Here is a 22,736-nt window from a genome sequence, read left to right as displayed (position 1 = left end):
GACTTACCTGCTTTCTACCGGAACGTCGGACGGAGCCTGCTCGACTTCTGCCCTGCCGAGGAGGTTTCCGTGGTCCCCGTGCTCGGCGGCGTACGCGGCGTAGTCGCCGTATTCGCCAGCCAGCAGCCGGGCCGTGAAGTCTGCGTGGGCCCGGGTCATCTCAGCCTCGCGGTCGGGCTTCACCCAGCCCTCGGGCATCTCAGGGGTCAGATCGCCAGCGCGGGCGGCCTTCGCCCACCCCTTGACGAAGGCGGTCTCCTCGGGGGTCTGCCGGATACCCACGTTATGGGTCGCAGCACCGATTTTGTGTCCGTCCGCGGCGAAGAACATCTCCCACTCGTACTTGCGCAGTACCGCGAACTGAGAGCGGTACATGGCACAGAGCTGCTCGGCGGTCAGGCCAAGCATCACAGCGACGATCGCATCGATTTCGACTAGCGCCATGCGCCGGTCGTACTCCGTGCGCAGCGGCGTCGTCATGGACCAGGTCGGCTCGACGTCCTGGAGGTTGGGGCGAGGTGACTCGGGGTCTGTCCAGCGGTCCGAGAGCCAGGTGTGTTCGAAGAGTTCTTCCCACAAGGGCGCGTAATCCCGGGTCAGGCAGTTGAGACGAAGGGTACGCAGGAGAAGAGGGGTAGTAAGGGGATGACTGAGAGGGCTGGGGAAACTCCGCGCAAGCTCGATATTAACCTTGGACGCTCCAGAGACCTTGACCAGATAGTCAAAGTCAAGCGAGGCCCACAGGCCAGCCACGATTGCCGTATTCCTGTTCGACGAAAGCGCAAGCGTGGGAACCGAATCGACATGCGTCGGCCCCGGAACCATCAAAGCCGCCTGCAGAGAGCGCTCCGTATTCGACGTGATCATGCGACGCCACATGACCCTCCAGAAATTACCTGAAGGGGCCCCATCCCATGACCGTCGAGCCGCCTCAAAATCTTGTTTCGAGCATGCTCTCACATAATTGGTTCGCGGAATTACGAATTCGGGGAGTCGTTCCAAATCCCAGTCTGTGTAGTCCTTGTTGGATTTACAGCCAGGGTTCGGCTGTTTAGCGAAGGGGATAGCGACTGAAAAGTGCGGGCCTTGGATTACAACCTCACCCCAGGTCTCCGGCACAGTGGTGCGCCGCTCAATGACGCCCCTTTCCTTAGCCCCCTTCTCATCCAGATCCCGCGACCACCAATAATGATGGTCATGGAGCCGCTCTGGAAAGGCAGAGAGTATGCGCAACGCCTCATTATCGTCTACTGTCACCGCACGCAATACACGAGCCTGCTCAGCCGGCGTGCCTGGCTCATCAATGACGGCCGCCCAACTGGCAAGAACCTGACTGTCAACCTGGACAATCCGCCGCTGGTGGGGGCGCATGTCCCAGCCCCCCTCAGGGAATTGAATACCGGGTATGGGTCCTTCACCATTGTGAGCAAAAGAGCCGTCCACAGTAGACGGATGAACCGCTCGCGCAATTTGCAGAAACTCCACTTTGCGCGGCGCCCCGTAAACACTGACTCCAAAGTTCTTATTGTTGTCAACGTCCTCGAACAGGAGGATGTTGTTCCCGTACTGGAAGTGGCGACGCAAGCGAGCATAGGTAGCAGCGCGGAATTTCCCACCCTTTGGCACAGAGAAGTGGTTCTCCTCATGGATCAAGGCAGCAGATCCTCGCGGGTGTAGGTTCCGCCACGCACGCTCCATGAAGTTCGCATAGAGGTTCGTTTGCAGTCCAGAGAGAACAGGATGTTCAGTTGGCGAACCCAGCTGATCATTGACACCTGCCCACGAGGCGACATCTGCGAGATAGGCCGTTCGGACTGCACTCCTTGAGACGACACTGCCTCGCCGCTCAGCCTTCTCATCTTCCGGTGCTTGCTTCTCAAGGCCAAACCAGGCGTCATGTTCAGCCAAGGCCAGGTCATCGTCCCACTCGAACTTGAGCCACGGAGGATTCCCAACCTGCAGATGGAATCCACCCCGCTCGAAGACGTGGGCGAACTCCAGCTCCCAGTGGAAGAACCCTTCCCGCCGGGCGATCGCATCCACCTCACTGAGCCACGGGAAGCGAAGCGTCACCGCTGGCATGGCCGCGCACCGGCTCATGGTGCGGTCCAGTTCGTCATCGATCGCAAGCTGTTCAAAGGCTCCTGTGTCGCCGAACAACCCGAGCCTGTCGTCGAGTCCCGCCCTATTGGCACCACGTTTCATGTCCTCGGCCTTCACCCGAGCCGGAGGCACACCGAGCACGGCCTCGCAGAAGTCCAGCCACTCGTCGAACGTCGGCGGTTCTGGAGTGTTTCGCTGCCCCACGGGCCAGAACCAAAGCGCGCACCACGCGTCCATCACGAGCTTCAGCCGCCCGCGCGGTGCGCCCGGCTGCTGAAGCGCCTGCTCGACCTGCTCACGTGAGACGGCCCCCGAAGACCTTGGCAGAGGCCGCTGCTCGTCGACCTCCCAAACGTCGATGTCCCGGCGGACCTCAGACTCCGACACGACAAGGCGTCGTTTGGTCAGTTCCCACAGCCTCTCAACGCGTGTGGCGAGCGCCAGCAGCCGCCTTGTCTGAGTCACCGACGGAGTCATGGCGACCTTCTTGCGCCACTCCGCGAGCCGATCGCGCTCCTCCCTCACAAGCTCCTTGGCCTGCTTGGCATCCGCGACCGCACCCCAACCCTTGGCCGGCAGCAGGAAGTGGTGGATTTCCTTGTCGGCACGGAATGTGCCGTCTTCGGCGCCTTCCCGGAGAGGCCGGTCGGTCGGCACCGTGGTTAGCCATGCTTTCCGCTTTAGCGCCTCCTTCTCGTACACCGCCCGTCGGGCGCCGATGAGGGAGTTGCCTCGCCGCAAGTGCAGGCCGAACCACGGGGCCTTCAGGCCCTCGTGCATGGCGTTGAGCCACAGCGACACCTCGGCCAGCTCGACGGCGGTCTGGTTGAGGTCCACGCCATAGGAATTGTGGAGGGCCAGATACGCCTTGGCCTTCTGCAACTCAGCCTCGTACTGGTCCGGCGGCAGCTGCACCTCCTGCCCACGCTCAGCGGACAGCTCAGTCATGCGGCGCTTGAGGTACTCGGCCGCGAGTTGGTTGATGGCTTCGTTGAGGAAGGCCCCCGAACCGAGGGCCGGCTCGCACACTGTCAGGTCGAGGATGTCCCTGGCTGCGGTCGTCTCCCCGTCCTGGTCGAGGAGTTCGTCCAGGGCGTGCTTGACCGTGCTGCGGGTGAGCACCTCGGGGGTGTAGTACGAGGCGGAGCGCTGGCGCTCGCGGCCTGAGAGGCGGTAGACGAACGAGCCCTTCTTGTGCTCGACGCGCCTCCACGCGCCAGTGATGTGGTCGCGGCGCTTAACAAATACCTCGTCGTCGTAGTTGTCAGCTTCACTCTGGGGAACAACCCAGGTTCCGGCCAGTGCGTCCGCGTCGGGTTTGGCTACCTCGTACAGGTCCTCGGCCGCGAAGAAACCGGTGTACGACATGAGCCCCTCATATACCGCGCCCAGCTGGTTGATGCCGAGCTGGGCGTAGGAGATGAAGCCCTTGCCGTTCTTGCCGCGGCTGAGCATGAGCAGGTTCAGCACCTGCCAGAGCACCTTGTTGCGCAGCCGGGTGTCGACCTTTTCCCCGTCGATGCGCACTGTGCCGATCAGCGGGGTGGCGTCGGTCTTGAACAGGTCGCTGCGCAGCGACTCGAAGCGGATGCCGTCGGCGTCGAGCTTTTCGCGGTCGCCCTTCTCGCGGTCCTCCAGAGTGCGGTGACCTTGGTCGACGAGGAGGAAGAGCAGGTCCAGCGACTCGTAGAAGTGGAACCCGTCCTGGGATTCCTCGGGGAGGTCGTAGGAGACCAGCTCACCGAGCCGGGCGAGGCCGTAGCCCTCCTGATAGGCCTCGTCCTTGGTGGGCAGGATGCCCAGTTCCGGACGGGCTTCGGCATAGAGGAGGAACAGGATCCGGTAGAGGTAGCGCAGCGATTCGCGCGTGAGGCGGGTGGCCAGTTCGGTGCTGTCGCCGAGTTCGGCGGGGTCAGCAGGATGGGCGTGGATCCGGCTCAGGATTTCCTTGGCGATCAGCTCGACGGACTCGCGCAGGCCCTCTCGCAGTTCCTTGGACACGCCGACCGCGTGCTTGCGGCCCTTGTCGACCAGTTCGTCGAGGTACCCGGCGGCACCGCTCTGTGTCAGTAGGGACTCGGCTCCGAACAGGGCGGACACAGCTTCGAGTTCGCCACCGTCGCCAGCCAGGTTTCGGTCGAGGGCAGCGTCGACGCTGACGCCGAGGAACCGGCCCTCGTGCCATGCAGTGCGGTCGGCGAGCAGCACGGCACCGCCGGCGAGGAGCAGTACGAACCGCGGCGTGTAGGCGTCGTCACAGCCGAAGAGGAAGGTGACGGCATCCGCAGCGCTGGTAATCCGGTGTTTGCCATCCAGCCCGATAGGGGTGAGGAGTTCGGATCCGTCGTCCTCTACATCTGAGACGACAAGGTCGGCATTGGTGTTCCACGTGACGTCCAGGGCGACGAGTTCAACGCCACCAGGCCCCTTCACGGCGAGGGCGACCGGCACTTCGCGGACCTTATCGGCGTGCATGACCTCGAAGACGCCGCGCTGGATCCTGATATGGGTGTCGTCGTCGCGCTGGGGCTGCTCACCGTCGGGGTGGGTGTAGGCGAGGGCGGCGAGCAGGGCGTCGTTGAGCCTGCGCAGGTCGGAACCGTCGAAGTCGCCCTTCTCGGTGATGCGGACCTTGGCCTTGAAGTAGTCGCGGCCCAGGTTCCTCATGCCCGAGCGTGAGGTTGGTTGTCCTGCCCGGTCAGCCGCCGTCCAGCGCTTGCGCAGGTCGACGAGGTCCTTGGAGAAGACCTCGGCAAGGTAGTGGGCGGAGATGTACTCATTGCGGTTGACGATCGCTTCGAATGCCACGACAGTCACGCGCCCTTCTTCTCGCCGATGCCGGTGGACGGGACGAGGACCCCGATCACCCGGACCATGGCCTCGCCCTGCGTGGCCAACTCCATGAGCAGTTGCTCCACCTCTATGGCGGTGTTCTCCACACGCTGTTCTGCGTCCTCGCGCCGGACGCCCAGGGTGAGCTGTTCAAAGGCCGTTTCGCTCGCCTTGCGCCAGGCCTGCAGGCGCTTTTCGTACTCCACCAGCCTCTCGATGAGGGGTTCTTCCTGGATGGCGCGCAGCTTGTCCAGGTGCCGGCGGGTAGCCTCGACCGCGTCCGGCACCAGAGCACTCAGAGCATCGAGGTCCCCGGTGAAGGGGCGGTTGAGCATGCCCGGCTCCACTCCGGCTCGGTTCAGCACCTTGACCAGGTCGTCGTCGAATTCGGGGGCTCCGTGCTCCAGCCCGCTCACGCACGACCAGGCAAGGACCGTCGGGTGGCCCTTGGCGTTGGAGTACATGCCCTGCATCAGGAACTTGGGTCCGTCGACATTGGCGGTGATGACCGGTGCGGTGTTCCGCGTGAGCCGGACCAGGACCTTGTCGGTGAGCCACTCCACCAGCGGATGCTGGTCGGTCACGTAGCTGACATCAGGCCACCCAGATGTCTCGCGCCGCGTCTGCTTGTTGATGGCGCCCTTGGGGCGTTCACCACTCCGTTCCCGGGCACGGTCCAGACGCTGCTGGGCGAACGCCGGGTCGAACGTGACCCGCAACTCGTCGAGCACCCCGCGTTCGTCCAGGTAGGTCTGCGGGAGGACGAGGAGCCTCCGCTGCAGTTCACGATCGGGGGCGAACGAGAGCATCTCCGGATGGTCCTCGCCCCACTGCTTTCCGACCTTCGCCTGGGGATTGTTGTCGTATACCTCGTCCAGTGCCTCCTCCACGAAGGCACGGGTCGAGGCGAACAGCTGGGGGACGCGGTAGTGCTCTCCCGATCCGTCGACCGTGTGGTGGGCCATAAAGAGGTTGAAGGGGTCGACGGGCTGTGCTGGGACGATCGCGTCGAACGCCTTCCCATCCGCGAGCCCGGTCTTGATCGCGGTCTCCTCCGCGTCCTCGTCACGCAGGCCGAGGATGGAGGCGGCCTCGCCCAGAGTGCGGTGGACCTCGTCCTCGCGCTCCAGCAGACGGCGGGAGACCAGCCGGTCAGCAGAAGGGACATCCGAGTCCTCGTCCTGACGGACCAGCAGCAGGGCACGGATCTCCGGGGGCGTTTGCTGGCCGTAGCGGTCGATACGACCGTTGCGCTGCTCGATCGTGATCAGCGACCAGGGCAGGTCGTAGTGGATCATCTGGTGGCACTGGCGGTGCAGGTTGACGCCCTCGGAGGCGATGTCTCCTGTGAGCAGGACCCGCAGCTCGCTGTCGGCCAGGCTGAACTCCTTGACGATGCGCTGCTGTTCGTCATCAGGCAGCCCGCCGTGAAGCTGACGGATCGCGCCGTTCCGGTTGTCCGTGCTTGCCTCGAAGCCGAGCGCACCGGGCAGGGCCTCGTGGAGCATCTTCAAGGTTTTCCGGCGCTCGGAGAAGATGACGACACGCGTGTCGGCCCCCGGGCCGACCTCCATGGCCTTCAGCTCGTCGACCAGGCGGCGGAACTTGGCGGCCTCCTGCACGGTGGCCTCGGCAGCCAGTTCGCCGAGCCGTACGAGTGCCGCCCTCTCAGGGAGACGTCGTTCCTTGTTCTCCGGGTGGTCCTCGGCGTCCTTGTCGATGGCCTTGATCCGGTTTTCCACGGTTTCGGCCAGCGCCTCGTGCGAGGACAGAAACGCTTTCAGAAGCGTGTACGGGAACAGACGGGCGCCCTTGCCGCTCACCGGAGCCGACCGGCCCTCCCCAGGGCTGATCCAGACGTCGTACAGCTCCTCGAAGATCCTCTGCTCGGCATCGCTCGCGGGGCAGTCGAAGGCCACGGGCTTCTTGCGGGTGGCCCACTTGTGGCCGATCTCCGCGGCCACGTCCGGGGACATCTTGTGCCGCCGGACGTACAAGTGATCGAGCTGGGTCTCGTCGTAGTCGCTGGTGTCGGGGATGGCGGTCGGGTCCAGCAGGCTCAGCAGCTCGCCGAACGACTCCCGTTCACCGTTGTGCGGTGTGGCGCTGGCCAGGATCAGAGCGTCGGTCCGGGGGGCGAGCAGTCCTGCGAGCCGGTTGTTCTTAGTGCCCTTGTTGATCAACTTGTGGGACTCGTCGATGACGACGGCATCCCAGTTGACCTGCATGAGGTGGCTGCGCCAGCGGTCGGAGCGCAGGGTGTCGATGGAGATGATCGCGCGCTTGTAGTACGAGAAGGGGTTCCGGCCGGCCGGGATGTTCCGTCGGATACGTTCGATGCCGCTTGAGTCGAGACGTACAAGAGGGATGGCGAACCGTGTCCACAGCTCGTGCTGGAACTGCTCCAGGATGGCCTTGGGCGTCACCACGAGGATGCGTTCGCCCCGGCCCCGCCGGATGAGCTCCGAGAGCAGCAAGCCGACTTCCAGCGTCTTGCCCAGACCGACCGCGTCGGCGATGAGCAGCCTCGGCTGCAGGCCGCGCAGTGCCGCCCGGGCCGGCTCCCTCTGATAGGCGAGGTCATCGACGAGATGAGTGCCGACGGTCGCGAGCCTCTGTTCAGACAGCGGCAGAGGGGTCTTGCGGATCAGGGCGTCGATGAACAGACGAGAGCGCCGGCACTCCGGAGAGGTGTCGACAATGAGGTCGGTGTCCTCGGGGCGCAGGGGTGTGACCTTGTCCAGCGACGGGTGAGCGAAGAAGACAGCCCGCTGGTCGCGCACGAGCGGAGAAATCCCGCGGACATCCAGTCGCGTACCGTCCTGCGTCGTCTCGGACGCCTCGACGACCAGCCAGTCCTCGTCCCGCGCGCGGACCTGCATACCCGCGGCGAACTTGGCGGTGCCTGCGTCACTGGTCACCAGGCTCTCTCCTTCACTCACTACTGAACTGCCTCATCGTGCTCACGTACGGATCGACGGCGTCACCCACCGAAGTCGGACCGGCGGTCGCGGATCTTCCCGCGCCAGCGGTCAGCCCACGGCTCGCCACCACCGCTGGACGCCCCTGCAACAGCCGGCTCTGGGGGCAGCACCGGAGCTTCCGGCTCCTCCACAACCGCCTCGGGAACCTGCTCCACCACCGGCGGCGGCGCGGGTGGTGACCCATTGGCCACCTGCAACACATCCGTGAGGAACGCGTCGGGCAGCGGCGGATACATGCCCCCATTCACCGGTACTGCCTGCTCCAGGAGTCGGTCCATGGCCGCCTCCAGCACGGTGTGGGCCGTGGGCCGGTCTTCAGGAGAGTAGGCCAGGCCACTGACAACCAGATCCCGCAGACTCTCGGGTAAGCCCGAAAGGTCCGGTTGGACATTCTGCAGTGTCCGCTGAGCCGGCAGGTGAGCATAAAACGGAGCGTGCCCCGTCGCCGCATGCACCAGAGTCGCGGCCAGGCTGAACACGTCCGCGGCCTCGCTCGCCTTCCGCGAGTCCATAGCCTGCTCCGGAGCCATGTACGCAAGCGTGCCGAGCGGCGAGTCGCCGGAAGTGAGTCCAGTCGCGCCGCCAACATGGCTGACCCCGAAATCGATGACACGCGTGCCCTGCGTGGTGACCAGCACATTGCTCGGTTTGAGATCACGATGCAGCAGGCGGACGGAGTGGATGTGGATGAGGGCCTCGGAGAGGCTCGCGGCCAGCCACCATGCGCCGAGCTCGCTTACCGGCCCGTGCTGATTCAGCAGCGCTTCGAGAGACGGCGCATGGATGTACTCGGTCGCGATCCACGGCCGCTCGGCACCCGGATCGGCCGCCACAAGCGCGGCGGTGTGGAACCCCCCGACACGCTGGATCGCTTCCAGCTCCTGAGCGAAGCGTTGGCGGAAGTACGGATCGTCGGCCAACGCCGGCTTCACGACCTTGATTGCCACAGGCCGGGGACTGCGGTAGCCGAGGTAGACGACGCCCATGGCCCCCTGACCGAGCCGCCCCGCCAAGCGGAAGCCTGCGATCTCACGGGGGTCACTGTCCTTCAGCGGCTCGAACACCCTCGCCCCCGTTCCGCGTCCGAGCGTGCTGAGACGAGACGCACGGGACGCGAAGTACCCACGTCAACAAAGGTGAGGTTATCAGCGGTGCGGGCTGGTGTTCGTGCCCCGTTGGGAACTCCACCGAGGGCCTTCGGCCGAGATCACGTCGAACGCCTGAGCGGCACATTCAAGAAGATCCATATCGACCTGGCGGCCGCCTCAGAGAACCCGCCTCGCTACTGGTCGCATTGGGCTGCCTCCCTCCACCAGAGCGCTGGCGTCCAGGTTCGGCAGGGCCGACTGATCATGGCCTCGACCGCCCTCGCACCTCGGCGACTACGCGCAGAGCTCACTGCGTTCGGCCGCCTCAGCCGGGTCTATGCCGAGGAGCTGATGCAGTTCTGCGGTGACCACGCGGTAGGCGTTGCCCAGACGGAGGACTCGGCACGGGTACTGGCCACGTTTGGCCAGGGCGTAACCGGTACTGCGCCCTATGGACAGGGCCCGGTTGGCGGTGTCGAGGTCGACCGCTACGGGCAGAGCCAGCAGCTCTGCCCGGGTCAAGCCCTGCACTCCACAGGCGCTTTCAGATGTCGCCATGACGTACTCCGATCCTGCGGGGGTCCTCCGACAGCAGAATGTGTACCACGGATGTTGCAGCCACATTTTTCTATGTCGTAAGTTGCAGCCATGACAACACAGGACTGGGGTGCCCAGCTCACCACCCGCGTAGCGGAGCAGATCCGCCGCCACCGCAAGGCCGCCGGCCTCACGGTGGCAGAAGCGGCAGACGCCTGCGCCGCCCGCGGCCTTCCCGTACCGAAGACGACGATCACCAACCTGGAGACCGGACGCCGCAGCTCCGTCGACCTCGCCGAGTTCCTCGTCTTGGCCGACGTCCTTGGAGTGCCGCCGATCACCTTGCTCTTTCCTCTCGACACCGCGCCCACGGTGGATGTGCTCCCGGGCCAGCCGGTCTCGACCTGGGACGGCCTCGCATGGTTCACCGGTGAGACTGCCTCCCCAGAGGCCTCTCCCAAAGGCAGTCCACGCGAGCTGCTGGACCTCTTCCGGGCTCACGGCGACGCGGTGGCCGCCGCTCGGGCCTCAACGTCCCTGGCCAAGGAACGACGCCGCATGGCCAACACCACACTCGACCCGGCCCGCCGGACCGAGCTGCTGGACGCCGCCACCGGGTACGAGCAGTTCGCCTTCGACGACTGCAGAGCGCTCGGAGCCTTCCGCGACTCGATGCGCGAGCGCGGGCTCGTTCCCCCCAAGCTGCCCGCCGATCTCGCATTCGTGGACCAGCCCAACGCCAGTTCCAAGGACAGTGAGTGAACGGGACAATCACCCGGCGCTGCTCTTGCCGCGACCCGCAGACGGGCAAGAACTATGGGAAGTCTTGCCCGAAACTCTCCAACAAGCGCCACGGCACGTGGGTCGTAGTACAGGAGCTGCTCCCCCGGCAGGACGGCACCCGCCGCCGGTTCCGTCGGTACGGGCTGGAGACCGCCACGAAGGCCACGGAGGAGCTGAACAAAGCCCGCGCGCTGCTGGCGCTGCCCGATGAGGATGATCCGATCGGCCAAATGGCCATCAGCGACCTCCTGGAAGCTTGCGCGAAGAACAAGGAGCCACTTCCCGACTACGACGAGACTCGCCGCCGATTCGCGACCGGCCAGAGCCTCAACTCCAAGATGACCGTCGGTGAATGGCTCGACCTCTGGCTCGCCGGACGCAAGCGGCTGCGCGTCACCGGCCTCAAGCGGTACGAGTGCGACATCCGCGTTCATCTCAAGCCACACCTGGGCGACGTCCGTCTCGACAAGCTGCGCGTTCATCATCTGGACAAGATGTTCGACGCGATCAACGAGGCCAACATCGAGATCGTTGAGCAGAATGCCCAGCGGCGAGCCGCACTCGATCTGCTCAAGACGATCCCGTGGAAGGGCGCGGAGAACCGAGCCCGCCGTAAGGCGGTGCAGGAGTCGATCGACGCCATGCCGCCGTTCCGGCGCGTTACTGGCGCCAGCACTCAGCAGCACATCAAGGCCACCTTGCGCGCGGCGCTGAACGTCGCGATCGCTCAGCAGGTCATGTCCAACTTCAACCCGGCGGAGCATGTCGAGTTGGAGCCCGGGGCGAAACCCAAGGCGCTTGTGTGGACCGACGAGCGGGTGGCCCACTGGGAAGCAACCGGCGAGAAGCCGTCTCCGGTGATGGTCTGGACGCCGGAGCAGACTGGGCGCTTCCTGGACTTCATCGCCGAGGACCGGCTATATGGCCTGTGGCATCTGATCGCGTTCCGGGGACTGCGGCGCGGTGAAGCCTGCGGCCTGCGATGGATGGACCTCGACCTCGCAGGCGAATCACTCGCCGTCGCCACCCAGCTCGTCCAGGACGGCTGGGAGATCATCGAGGGCGCTCCGAAGACCGACAGCGGCATCCGGCTCATCGCGCTGGACGGCGAGTCTGTCGAGTATCTGCGCGATCACAAACGCCAGCAGGACAAGGAGCGGCGTGAGTGGGGAACCGCCTGGAAGCTGACCGGGCGGATCTTCACTCAAGAGGACGGTTCTTGGCTCCACCCCGGCAAGGTGAGCGATCTCTTCGAGCGGCTGGTCAGCGCCGCTGGCCTGCCGCCGATCCGGCTGCATGATCTCCGTCACGGCGCAGCCACGCTCATGCTGGCGGCCGGGATCGATATCAAGGTGGTGTCTGACACGCTCGGACACAGCGACACCCGGATCACGCGAGACATCTATCAGGCCGTCCTCGACGATCTCGCACGCGCTGCCGCAGAGGCGGTCGTCAAGCTGGTGCCTCGCGCCCGACGCCGCCGGAGCAAAGGCACCTCCGACGAGCGTACGGCCTAGGGTGCGTTTTGAAAGTGCTGGTCACAGCCACTCGTTGATGGCTGCGACCAGCACGGTCGCCTCGTAGCGAACTGCCAACTTGTCGTATCTCGTGGCGACAGCGCGGTGCCGCTTGAGGCGATTGATTCCGCACTCGACCGCGTGGCGCTCCTTGTAGTCGGCCTTGTCGAACTTAGGTGGCCGGCCGCCGTGGGAGCCGCGGTTCTTGCGGTTGGCGATCTGGTCGCGCTTCTCCGGGATCGTGCAGCGGATACCGCGCTTGCGCAGGTAGGCACGGTTCGCGCGGGAGCCGTACGCCTTGTCGGCACGCACCTTGTCCGGCCGGGTGCGCGGGCGGCCCGACCCGAGCCGGGGCACCCGGATGCGGCCCAAGACCACCTGGAACTGCGGGGAATCACCGCGCTGTCCTGCCGTGATGACCAGCGACATCGGTTTCTGGGCCTGCTCGACCGCCAGGTGGAGCTTGGTTGTCAGCCCGCCCCGGGAGCGTCCGAGCCCGTGGTCGTCGGGCTCGATGAACACACCGCCTGGCGGCTCGGTCTGCAGATCCCCTTTTTGCGGGCGCCGGCCGCATGCTGGTGGGCGCGGGCGATGGTCGAGTCCACCGAGACGTCCCAGGTGATCAGTCCCTCGGCGTCGGCCTGGGCCTGCAGCTGTTCGAAGATGCGGTGCCAGGTGCCGTCCCGCTGCCAGCGGCGGAACAGGCCGTAGACCGTCTCCCACGGGCCATAGCGCTCGGGCACGTCCCGCCAGGGAGCACCGGCGCGGGTGCGCCACCGTATGCCGTCTATCAGTTGCCGCTTGGTGTGCACCGGTGGCCGTCCAGGCTTCTTGCCGACCGGGAGCAGGGGCTCCAGCTTCGCCCACTGTGTATTCGTCAGATCATGCCGCCCCACGAAGTGGGATCTTGACACATCAAGATCCACATATGAAACGCACCCTAGCACCGCCTCATTTCGGGCCTTCAGTCAGCGGGTATCTGACCGAGAGCCCGTCCCAGGAGGCAGCCTCCAGGGACCGGGGCGCGTCGGCGCGCCCGGCTCCCTGGTTGTAAGCCTCTTCGCTGTGAGACTGCGGGCGGACGCTATTCTTTTGTGACTTCATGGGGGTTCATTCACTGGCGTGACGGGGGAATTGTGTCCCAGTTTGTGGATTTCGAGTTCGAGGACGGTACCTCTGCATTGGTGGAGGTTTCGCCCGTGACCGGGACCGATTCTGGTACCCGCGGCGACGGCCAGTGGGAAGACGACTCGCCCGTCGGGCCGGTCGGCGCCGGCTCCCGGGTGATCCAGCGATCGGGTCAGTTGCTGCACGACGCCTTCGCGCCGCTGGTGCCGATCCTGTCGAGCATCCACGACCAAGCACGAGGGATGGGCAACGCGCCGGATGAACTGTCCGTCGAGTTCGGCGTGAAGCTCACTGCCGGGCTGAAGATGGCAGTCGTGAGTGGCGGAGAGGCCAGCTTCACTGTGACCGCCACATGGAACACGTCCGGAACGCAGCCGCAGAGCCACAGCCCTGCGGGTGCATCACAGCCCACCGCCCCAGTTGTCGGTAGCAGGCAGGCATTGAGCTGATGCAGGTCCTGGCAGACAGACCGTGATGGAGGCAGACGAGCCGCTGTGGAACGCGTTCGTCACGGTCCTGGCGAACGACGGACACATCATCGGCGGCGGAATCTACGCGCACTGCGGGGACCCGGAACGCCCAACGCTCCTGACGTGCGCGCATGTCGTCAATCTCGCTCTCGGCCGCAACGAGTTCACCGTGGAGTCCCCCAGCCAGGCCGAAGTCACCCTGGAGTTCCCAGCTGTCCCCGGTGTCCGAATCAAAGCCCGAGTCGGACGGTGGTGGCCGGCCAGCGGGCTGACCGACCCGAACACACCACCCGTGCGCGGACGCGACGGCCGCTGGGCGGCAGACATTGCTGAACTCAAGCCGATGATGCCCCTGCCGACTGAGCTACAGCCGGTACCTCTAGCAGTTCCGGAACTGGGCGACACGCTGTGGGCCTGGCGTGGCAACGGAGACCCGCGCACAATCGTGCGCCTGCGAGCAAATGGGGCGGCGGGCGAGTGGCTGGTCCTCGAAGCTCCGCCGACCGGGTTCGCTGTGCAACCGGGTTACAGCGGGGGCCCACTGTGGGACCGCAAGCGAGCAGCCGTGGTCGGGCTCATGGTCAGCGCGCACGAGCGCGTCGCGTACAGCAACATGACCACGGCCGTGCCAATCCGGCAGAGTTATGGCATCCGCAGTGATGTTCTGCGTGAGCGTCTCCTGGGCAAGCAAGATCCTCGGGGACGCCTAGATCCGCGCATCTGGCGGCTCCTGAAGGCGCAACAGCAGGCGGCCGTGTCCTTCCCCTACCGGTCCGTGGGCCTCCATCGGGACGATCTCACCCAGGTCTACGTACGCCAGCAGCTCGCTGCCAACGCCGAGCCCCAAGACCGGTCCCATACTGCGCAAGAGGCCGCCCAGGCTGAGGATGAGCGTCCGCCTCGCACCGTCGAGGACTTCCTCGCTCGCTTCCGTCATGTGCTGGTCGTCGGGTCCCCCGGAACGGGAAAGTCGACCCTCACCCTGCAGTTGTCTGCCGAGCTGGTACGCATCCCTGGCCTGCGGCAAGGTCAGGCGACACACCTGGTCCCGATCCGTGTGCCAGCTCGGGACCTGGCAAACCGTCCCGAAGGAGAGCTCACCGCCGCGATATCCGCCTCAGCCCGTGCTGCCGTCTCAGCCCGACTTCACATCGACATCGGCGAGGACCTGTGCGTGCGTCCGGCCGGGGAGCTGGCATGGCTGCTCATCATCGATGGCCTGGACGAGGTAGAGGATGCGACCGCGCGCGCAGACCTGTCCGATCGGCTGCGACGGTTCATGGATATCGAGACCAAGCACCGGCTGCTGATCACAACGCGGCAGCTGCCGTCACGCGAGAGCACGCGGTGGCAAGCCAGGCGTGATCTCGGCCGATGCGAAATCGAGCCGTTCGAGCGGGGCCAGCGCCGGGACTTCGTCCGGAGATGGTTTCGGAACCAGCCCAGCCTCGCCGATGACTTCCTCACCCAGATCAGCACGGCCCGGCTGGAGGAGGTCGTATCCGTTCCCCTGCTGGCCACCGTCGCGGCCATCGTCTTCGAGGAACGAGCCGGGCAACCGCTGCCACAGACCGCCTTTGCGCTCTACCAACGATTCGTGTCGCACCTCTACGAATCACGCCTGGAACAATTGACCACCAACCTGCGCGCCCGGCTGGCAGGTTGGGCTGAAGCCGACCACATCATGGAACGCCTGGTGACTGGGCGAATCGACCTGCTGGAGCACAGTGCGGCGGCCTGGCTACGCGGCGCGGAGATCCTGCCCGCCGCGCTGGAATGGTTGCGTACGGCCAACTCCCAGCCATATCCGCAGCCCACCGACTGGCCTGACGTCGTCGCCGCCGTCCTAACCTCGACCGGGCTAGTGATCCATGACGGCACCAACCTCACCTTCGTGCACCGCAGCTTCGCTGAACACCTGGCCTCGGCAGGAGCAGCACGGCGTCTTCCGGCCCGGTTCGACGCCGACAATCCCAAGTGGTGGCACACGCTCCGCGGCGCACTGACCGGTGGCCGTCCTCAAGACCACGAAGTCGTACTGCACCGCGCACTGCTCTCGGACACCGGCGATCTGCTGGACTGGCTACTTGCCGGCGACGACAAAGCGCGCGAGCTGGGGGCCCGCCTGATCTTCGAAGGCGTTCCCAGCACGCCAGCACAGCACGAAGCACTTACCGAGACGCTCAACTACTGGGTCTCGCGAGTTCGTCGGTCGGACATGTGGCTCGATCAGCTGGTGCGCGTGATCGACACGGTTCGGATCGCCCCTGACCCCGTGGCTGACCTCCTTGTGGACATGCTGGATGGCTCGCGTCACCCCTTGGAGCTGCGCGATGCCGCGATCCGTGCCCTCTTGCGCGCGGGAAGCGCCACGTCCGAGGCAGTGCGGGCACTCGTCGCGATCATGGACGAGCGCCCCCTCACCGGAGCCCAGCGGGTACGCGCGGCGGAGATGCTCATGGACCTCGGTGCAGAAGCGCGTGCCGCGGCCCGGGCAGGCCTCCTGCGCATCTCCGGCGAGCGCAACTGGGTGAACTCCGGTGTCCGCGAGCGCGCCACGAAGCTCATCGAGGAGATCGACGCGTCAGCACCGTCACGAGAGGCCCAGGGCGTCCAGGCTCCGAGGAACGGCGCGGATCTCGGCAGCTCCGAGGCCTGGGCGTACTCGACACTGGTCCCGGGAAATCGCCCGGCAGCCCGGCCCGGCGCTCTCGCCGAGTGGAACAACATCGTCCAGACCTACGAGCCGGTGGCCCTAGACCTAGGCGCGACTGAACCTCTTGGGCCGAGGGGCACAGTGGGCCTCAATGGCTCGGTTTCCGCCACTGCAGACCGTAGAGAATCCGGTACCCGTGGACACGTCCTGTACCCCAAGGTGCGGGCAGCTTTGGGCTTGCCACAGGTGGGCACTCTCGATCCCGCAACGACAGCAGCGGCTGTCTACAGCGCGATATGGGCAGCGATCACGGCCCCCGGACCTCCCGGGGCTGACCGGGATCCCCTGCTGCCCCAGGACGTCATCCTTCATCCGGGTGTGAACATCACCAGCGGGCAGAGCCCGGCAGGGCCCGACCTGTCCGAAGAGCAGTGGGACGCCGTGGCTCGTTGGCTGTGCGCGCACCCTGAGGCGCATGTGCCAGCCACGACCGAAGTGTCCTTCGATGTCAGAGAGGTCATCGCTTCGGCTACGCCCAGCCGGGTACATGCCCTTGCTGCAGCACTCATCCACGGGCCGCAATCCACGGCTCGGCGCGCGTACGAACTGCTTGCGCGCCGGATCCTCAGCCAGACCGCGATCGAGGTCCCGCTACAACTCCTTCGTATTGCCACCGAAGGTGCACGGCTGCCCGTCAACCAGGCCACTGCCGAGCCCGTAGTCGCCGCCATCTGCGCCAAACTCCGGCAAAGCGAGTACCGGCATACCTCTGCCCTCGTGCGGACCGCGCGGACTATGGGAAGCGACCTGTTCGCCGCCCGTCTGGTATCGGACAGGTCCAGTGACCCCCGGGGAACCGTCCGGGCCCTGCTCTCGCTGAGCGACGACCACGTGCCCGACGCCATCCGCTTTCTTGCGGCTCAAGTGCATGGCCCTCTTGGCGGCTTCTCGGAGTGGTGCGCCGCCATCCGGTTGCTCAGGCGACTTCCTCAGGCCACTTCACCGGTGGTCCGCTTGGTGCGAGAGGTCATCGAGGCAGCCCACGATCCGGAGCAGATCCTGGAGTTGTGCCGGGTGCTCATCGATTACTCCGCCCTGGACGCGGCCACCGAGTACCTGCTGGAGCTGGCGCAGGACGCCTCTGCAGAGACAGAGGAGCGGCGCAAGGCTATCGAGTTGCTACCTCGCGGCGAGGGCCATGAGGAGTGTGCTGATCGGGCACACGTGGTGATGGCGGAATTGACCGCTGACGCCTCACCTGCGGAACGAGTCACCTTGGCTGAGACGCTACGGCACATCGACCCGCGGGGATGTCGATCGGCAACCACTCTGATCTCCTCCACCCTGGACGACGTCACGCTCCCGTCCGGGGCCCGTCGACAGGCCCTCGCGCTTCTCGCGGTGTTGGGGCCCGACGTCCGCCGTCAATTGGTCGCTGACCTTGAGAAGTTGCACGCCCGCCCGACGGATTCGGACGCTGACCGGCTCACGATCCTGCGAAGCGTCTCTGAGTGGGGGCCGGATCTCCATCGCGCGGCTCAGGGCATCTGGGAGCGTCTGGCCCAACGCCGAACGGGTATCGAGCGCGTCGCTATGGCGGCCGAGCTGCATAAATGGGGGTGGACCAGCGAATCACGGTCGTCCCGCCTCCTCACCCGTATCGCACGCTCAGCGGGCGAAGAGCCACGCGTCCGCGTAGCCGCAGCCCATGCCCTGCTGCGTCATGGCGCAGGCATGTCTCGTACCTCGGGGGAGGTACTGCACCAGCTCGTGAGTAAGAGTCAGATCTCGCCCGCGCTGGCCCTGCAGACGGCCCGAGACCTCGCCGCTACGGGAGGATTGCTAGAGGCACGGCGCGTGTTGAGTGAGTTGATCCTCGACGCCAAGGTCCCGGACAGTCTCCGCTACAAGGCGGCCACGGTCCTCCTCATGGTCGACCTCACGTGCAGTCCGGGCACCCTGGCGACCCTCCGCCACATGACCACCGACCGATCCCTGAGCGAGCACACACGCAACTGGGCGACCTACGCGGTGGACTGCGCCCGAGGCGGGATCCACACACCGGATGGCCCACCCCCGGGTTCCTGGCTCCGCAGCTGAGCCACGCCGCATGGCCCCGGATCGTAAAGCCTGGTCAGCGCCCTCGTACTCTGGAGCCGCACCATGCATGCCCGGCGCCGCGAGTTGCTGGCAGAGATGAGCCAGACGGCGTTCATCGACTGAGCTCCGCTCCCCCGCACTTCCGGCTACTGGCCTGCCTTGGCCCGTAGTTCTCGCGCGATAGCGGCATCCTGGCCCATGGCGACCACGACCCGGCGGTCCACTTCCTCCTGCTCGTGAAGCTCCCCGCACGGGCAGATGCTCCACTCACCGGCGTCGACCCGTCCGACGACCTGCTGGACAAGGTCAGCAAGCTCGTCAAGCACTCCCACTGGCACCTCGACAAGTTCGCTGCCCCTCGCCGACACCGTGGCAGAACCAAGTTCAGTCACCAGGTCCATTGCGTGAGCTGCCGCCCGGCCGTCGCGGTTGGCCGCCGCGTACTTTCCGGCCTGCGCCCCGGCCATCACCAGGCGCCCCAGGGCCATGGTGGGCACGTCCACAGTGCGCGTGTCCAGACGTACCGGGCGCACAGCGTGGACAGCGGAGGCATCCTCGTTGGAGTCGTCCGCCGCAGTCGCGATCGCGTCCGCGACCATCTCCGGCGAGACCAGATGGACTGCTTCCTCGGGGTCCAGCCTGACCTTCTCGGCGGCCGTGTTGACCACGTAGGCCACCACATCTCGAACCGCTACCGGTTCGACCTCAAGGCCGCGCGTCAGCAGCACTGCCGTGGTCTGGGCCACCAGGGACTTGAAGCCCGTGCCGCTCTTGATGTCCGCCATGAGGACCAGCGTAGAGGGGCGCTTTGTTGGATTGCGACAAAGCCGTCCAAGCGAGGGGCAGTAACCCATCGCGCTCCGTTCGCCGCCCCGCGAGGCTGTCATCCAACCGTCGCCCGATCACCGCTGCACCGTCGTTGCGCCAATGGCCTCCCCTTGGCCTCCCCTCACGGTGACCGGAGGAAAGCAGCGCTCACAGCTTCCGGCTCACAAGGTCAAGGACAAGCAAAAGGCCCAGGTCAGCGGGTATCTGACCTGGGCCTTTCAAAGAGCCGCCTTCGGGATTCGAACCCGAGACCTACGCATTACGAGTGCGTTGCTCTGGCCATCTGAGCTAAGGCGGCGAGCTGTCCACACCATGGTGCGATCAGCGACGTCGGTAAGTCTACACAGTTTCCGGGGTGCTCCTGACCAAGAGCCAGAGCACCCCGGGAGGCGGGCCGGGCCGGCGGCCGGCGTGGCCGGTGATCAGGGTTGTGAGCAGCGCTTTCCATCGGCCGGGGGTGTGCCGCGGAGGAGGTAGGCGTTGATCGCGGCGTCGACGCAGGCGCTGCCGCGGCCGTAGGCGGTGTGGCCGTCGCCGTCGTAGGTGAGGAGGCGGGCGGAGGAGAGCTGGGAGGCGAGGGCCCGGGCCCAGCGGTAGGGGGTGGCGGGGTCCCGGGTGGTGCCGACGACGACGATCGGGTCGGCGCCCTTGGCCTCGATGCGGTGGGGCGTACCCGTCGGCTCGACCGGCCAGTAGGCACAGTTCAGGGAGGTCCACGCGAGCGCGCGGCCGAAGACGGGAGAGGCCTTCTCAAAGGCAGGGAGGGCTTGTTCGACCTGGTCGGGGGCGGTGTAGGCGGGCGGCAGGTCAAGGCAGTTCACGGCCGCGTTGGCGTACATCAGGTTGGAGTAGCTGCCGTCGGCGTCGCGTTCGTAGTAGCTGTCCGAGAGGGCGAGCAGGCTCGCGCCGTCGTTGTCCCGGATGGTCTCGGTGAGCGCCTGGCGCAGCTGGGGCCAGTGCCCCTCGTCGTACATCGCCGCGATCACACCCGTCGTGGCCAGCGACTCGCCGAGTTGCCGGCCGCCGGGATCACGGGTCGGAACGGACCGCGCGTCGAGTCGTTCGAACAGGGCGCGCAGATTCTTGCCGACCTGCGCGGGCGTGCGCCCCAGCGGACAGTCCTTCCGGCGTGCGCAGTCCTTCGCGAAGGCCTCGAACGCCGTCTCGAAACCCGCCGTCTGCTCCCGGTTGAGCCGGTCGGCGGGCAGCGACGGGTCCAGCGCGCCGTCCAGGACCAGTCGGCCTACGCGATGGGGGAACAGCCCCGCGTACGTCGCGCCCAGGAACGTCCCGTACGAGGCGCCGACGTACGTCAGCTTCTCGTCGCCCAGCGCCGCGCGCAAGATGTCCATGTCACGGGCCGCCTCCACGGTGGACACATGCCTCAGCAGCTTCGGCGCCCGCGCCCCGCACCCCTCCGCGAACCGCTTGTACGAGGCGACCAGCCCGGCTTTCTCCCCCTCGTCGTCGGGGGTCATGTCCGTCTGCGTGTACGCGTCCATCTGGCGGCCGGTGAGACATTCGAGCGGCTCACTGCCGGCCACGCCACGCGGATCGACGGCGACCATGTCGTACTGGGCGCGCACCTCGGCCGGGTATCCCATGCCCGCGTACCCCTGCAGATAGCCGACCGCCGAGCCGCCCGGTCCACCCGGATTGACCAGCAGCGACCCCAGCCGCTCACCCGGACCGGTCGCCTTCTTCCGCGACACCGCCAGCTTGATGTCCCCCTCGCCCGGCTTCTCGTAGTCGAGGGGCGCCTTCATCGTGGCGCACTGGAAACCGGGCATCTCACAGCCCCGCCACCTCAGCTTCTGCTCGTAGTACGGGGCCAGCGCGGCCGGTGTCGACCGGGGCAGCGCGCCGAGCGCGGGAGCCCTGTCCGCCGCCGTGGCCGCCGTACTCGTACCGCCGGAGGAGCAGGCCGAGACGAGCAGCGCGGCGGCGGCCAACAACGCGCCGCCGGTACGCAGGGACCGATTCGGCCGGAAAGTACGCCTGGTGTGCATCTCGCGAGCGTAACCACACGCACCCCGACGATCACGATCAGCGACACATGCTCCTCGTACGAGTGACACGGTCAACCCATTGATTCATCCGATCGCACCCACCACCCTCGGCCCACCCTCGGCGGCCGAACACGCCGCCTCGCCTCACCCGCGACCACCGGCGCCGCAGCCACCCACGTAACCGACGTCACCCGGCCCGCAGGGCCATCGTCATCGCCTCGACGGCCAGCAACGGCGCCACATTCCGGTCCAGCGCGTCCCGGCAGGCCGCGATCGCGTCGATCCGCCGCAGGGTCGCTTCCGGCGTCCCGGCCCGCGCCAAGCGCTCCAGGCTGTCCTGGACCTCGACATTGGCGAGCGCGACCCGCGACCCCAGCTGCAGGGCGAGCACATCCCGATAGAACCCCGTGAGCTCTGTCAGAGCGAGATCCAGACTGTCCCGCTGCGCACGCGTCCGCCGCCGCTTCTGCTTGTCCTCCAGGTCCTTCATCACCCCCGCCGTCCCGCGCGGCATACGCCCGCCCTGAACGGCCCCGAGCGCCGCCTTCAGCTCCTCGGTCTCCTTGGTGTCGACCTCTTCGGCAAGCTGCTTGGACTCCTCGGAGGCGGCGTCCACGAGCTCCTGCGCGGCCTTCAGACACCCCCCGATCTCCTCAACCCGCAACGGCAGCTTCAGCACCGCGGCCCGCCGCTCCCGCGCCCGCGGGTCGGTGGCCAGCCGCCGGGCCCGCTCGATGTGCCCCTGCGTGGCCCGAGCGGCCCGCGCGGCGGCCTCCGGCTCGATGCCCTCACGCCGTACGAGCATGTCGGCCACGGCGTCCACCGAGGGCGTGAGCAGGCTGACGTGCCGGCAACGCGAACGAATCGTCGGCAGCACGTCCTCCAGCGAGGGCGCGCACAGCAACCACACCGTCCGCGGTGCGGGCTCCTCAACGGCCTTCAGCACCGCGTTGGCCGACTTCTCGTTCAACCGCTCGGCGTCCTCGACGAGGATGATCTGCCAGCGCCCCGTCGCCGGCGAGGTGAACGACTTCCGTACGGTGTCCCGCATGTCCTCGGCGAGGATCTGCGTACCCACGGCCGCCACCGTCGTGACATCGGCGTGCGTCCCCACCAACGCCGTATGACACCCGTCGCAGAACCCGCACCCCGGGCTCCCCCCGAGCGCCCGGTCCGGACTCACACACTGCAACGCCGCCGCGAACGCCCGCGCCGCCGTCGTCCGCCCCGACCCCGGCGGCCCCGTGAACAACCACGCATGCGTCATCTTCGACGCCTCAGGGGGCGGCGCCCCCTGTTCCGCCGCGGTGACGATGGCATCGGCATCCCGAGCCGCCGCATCCAACTGCGCGCTCAGCCGCTCCTGCCCCACCAGGTCATCCCACACCGCCATGACCCACGTCCTCCATCCCACGCCCCCGCACCACCCCCCATTCTGCGCGACCCCACTGACAACATCCGCCGCCCCGCCCGCAGCGCCGAACAACGAGCGCGGGGACTGAGGTGAGGGGGTATCGGGCCGGCGAAGGTGGAGCGTTGTCGCGGGCTACCCAATGCCGGAGCCGGCCGGGCGCAGGGTTTCGCTTACCGGCGCATACAGGGTGCCGCTGCGCCACCCTCCCCCATCGCCCCAGCGGCACGACTGCCCACAGCCAAGTTGGCGATCCAGCGGCTGGGCAGCGTACGCACGCGACCACAACG

At 66.6% G+C, this 22,736-nt stretch carries 12 protein-coding genes and 1 tRNA gene; 4 read left to right on the top strand and 9 right to left on the bottom strand.

Translation table 11 applies throughout. The features are described from left to right. Positions 1 to 3: 3 nt before the first annotated feature. The 4 genes from STRIP9103_RS19275 to STRIP9103_RS19260 all read right to left on the bottom strand — a co-directional run bounded on the left by STRIP9103_RS19275 (position 4) and on the right by STRIP9103_RS19260 (position 9,565). The gene (locus STRIP9103_RS19275) at positions 4 to 4,920 is read right to left on the bottom strand and encodes a type II restriction endonuclease subunit M (RefSeq protein WP_199790555.1); all 4,917 of its coding nucleotides are present in this window, start codon (positions 4,918 to 4,920) and stop codon (positions 4 to 6) included. Beyond that, a complete protein-coding gene (locus STRIP9103_RS19270) occupies positions 4,917 to 7,856 on the bottom strand; it encodes a DEAD/DEAH box helicase (RefSeq protein WP_009315128.1) in 2,940 nt (979 codons plus the stop codon). Before STRIP9103_RS19270 ends, STRIP9103_RS19275 begins: the two co-directional genes overlap by 4 nt. A gap of 62 nt (positions 7,857 to 7,918) precedes the next feature. Further along, positions 7,919 to 8,983: a serine/threonine-protein kinase gene (locus tag STRIP9103_RS19265; RefSeq protein WP_009315119.1), complete on the bottom strand. Its 1,065-nt coding sequence runs from the start codon at positions 8,981 to 8,983 to the stop codon at positions 7,919 to 7,921. 318 nt (positions 8,984 to 9,301) lie between these two features. Then, positions 9,302 to 9,565, bottom strand: coding sequence for a hypothetical protein (locus tag STRIP9103_RS19260; protein ID WP_048820570.1), 264 nt, complete (start codon positions 9,563 to 9,565; stop codon positions 9,302 to 9,304). Positions 9,566 to 9,655: 90 nt separating this feature from the next. On the opposite strand from STRIP9103_RS19260, the gene STRIP9103_RS19255 reads away from it, so the two are divergent. Beyond that, positions 9,656 to 10,306 carry a helix-turn-helix domain-containing protein gene (locus STRIP9103_RS19255; protein WP_009315167.1) on the top strand — a complete coding sequence of 217 codons (651 nt, stop codon included), beginning with the start codon at positions 9,656 to 9,658 and terminating at the stop codon, positions 10,304 to 10,306. Further along, positions 10,303 to 11,844: a tyrosine-type recombinase/integrase gene (locus STRIP9103_RS19250; protein WP_009315101.1), complete on the top strand. Its 1,542-nt coding sequence runs from the start codon at positions 10,303 to 10,305 to the stop codon at positions 11,842 to 11,844. The genes STRIP9103_RS19255 and STRIP9103_RS19250 overlap by 4 nt, the downstream gene beginning before the upstream one ends. Positions 11,845 to 11,865: 21 nt before the next feature. On the opposite strand, the gene STRIP9103_RS46655 is transcribed toward STRIP9103_RS19250, so the two are convergent. After that, positions 11,866 to 12,740, bottom strand: a protein-coding gene (locus tag STRIP9103_RS46655; RefSeq protein ID WP_234022174.1) for an IS5 family transposase whose coding sequence is annotated in 2 segments (ribosomal slippage) — positions 11,866 to 12,359 and positions 12,359 to 12,740 — 876 coding nt in all. Because the reading frame shifts where the segments join, the coding sequence is not laid out codon by codon here. 252 nt (positions 12,741 to 12,992) lie between these two features. Here STRIP9103_RS46655 and STRIP9103_RS19235 point away from each other — a divergent pair. Further along, positions 12,993 to 13,421, top strand: coding sequence for a CU044_2847 family protein (locus STRIP9103_RS19235; protein WP_158696891.1), 429 nt, complete (start codon positions 12,993 to 12,995; stop codon positions 13,419 to 13,421). Between the two features lie 25 nt (positions 13,422 to 13,446). Next, positions 13,447 to 18,198, top strand: coding sequence for an NACHT domain-containing protein (locus STRIP9103_RS19230; RefSeq protein WP_158696890.1), 4,752 nt, complete (start codon positions 13,447 to 13,449; stop codon positions 18,196 to 18,198). Between the two features lie 146 nt (positions 18,199 to 18,344). Here the strand turns inward: STRIP9103_RS19230 and STRIP9103_RS19225 are convergent, their stop codons facing one another. The 4 genes from STRIP9103_RS19225 to STRIP9103_RS19210 all read right to left on the bottom strand — a co-directional run bounded on the left by STRIP9103_RS19225 (position 18,345) and on the right by STRIP9103_RS19210 (position 22,428). Continuing rightward, positions 18,345 to 18,983: a hypothetical protein gene (locus tag STRIP9103_RS19225; protein WP_009315112.1), complete on the bottom strand. Its 639-nt coding sequence runs from the start codon at positions 18,981 to 18,983 to the stop codon at positions 18,345 to 18,347. A 267-nt stretch (positions 18,984 to 19,250) separates the two neighbouring features. Continuing rightward, positions 19,251 to 19,324: transfer RNA gene (locus tag STRIP9103_RS19220), tRNA-Thr, on the bottom strand. A 124-nt stretch (positions 19,325 to 19,448) separates the two neighbouring features. Beyond that, positions 19,449 to 21,035: an alpha/beta hydrolase gene (locus tag STRIP9103_RS19215; RefSeq protein WP_048820567.1), complete on the bottom strand. Its 1,587-nt coding sequence runs from the start codon at positions 21,033 to 21,035 to the stop codon at positions 19,449 to 19,451. A gap of 187 nt (positions 21,036 to 21,222) precedes the next feature. Continuing rightward, the gene (locus tag STRIP9103_RS19210) at positions 21,223 to 22,428 is read right to left on the bottom strand and encodes a DNA polymerase III subunit delta' (protein ID WP_009315093.1); all 1,206 of its coding nucleotides are present in this window, start codon (positions 22,426 to 22,428) and stop codon (positions 21,223 to 21,225) included. Positions 22,429 to 22,736: the final 308 nt, after the last annotated feature.

The organism is Streptomyces ipomoeae 91-03 (assembly GCF_000317595.1).
GTDB lineage: Bacteria > Actinomycetota > Actinomycetes > Streptomycetales > Streptomycetaceae > Streptomyces > Streptomyces ipomoeae.
The sequence above is the reverse complement of the archived record's forward strand: the minus strand, read 5'-3'. Positions and strand labels throughout refer to the sequence as shown.

Excerpts from the sequence above, each read along its gene's own strand:
- STRIP9103_RS19260 (WP_048820570.1), bottom strand. The coding sequence starts at position 9,565 with ATGGCGACATCTGAAAGCGCCTGTGGAGTGCAGGGCTTGACCCGGGCA.
- STRIP9103_RS19255 (WP_009315167.1), top strand. The coding sequence starts at position 9,656 with ATGACAACACAGGACTGGGGTGCCCAGCTCACCACCCGCGTAGCGGAG.
- STRIP9103_RS19230 (WP_158696890.1), top strand. The coding sequence starts at position 13,447 with ATGGAGGCAGACGAGCCGCTGTGGAACGCGTTCGTCACGGTCCTGGCG.
- STRIP9103_RS19225 (WP_009315112.1), bottom strand. The coding sequence starts at position 18,983 with ATGGCGGACATCAAGAGCGGCACGGGCTTCAAGTCCCTGGTGGCCCAG.
- STRIP9103_RS19215 (WP_048820567.1), bottom strand. The coding sequence starts at position 21,035 with ATGCACACCAGGCGTACTTTCCGGCCGAATCGGTCCCTGCGTACCGGC.
- STRIP9103_RS19210 (WP_009315093.1), bottom strand. The coding sequence starts at position 22,428 with ATGGCGGTGTGGGATGACCTGGTGGGGCAGGAGCGGCTGAGCGCGCAG.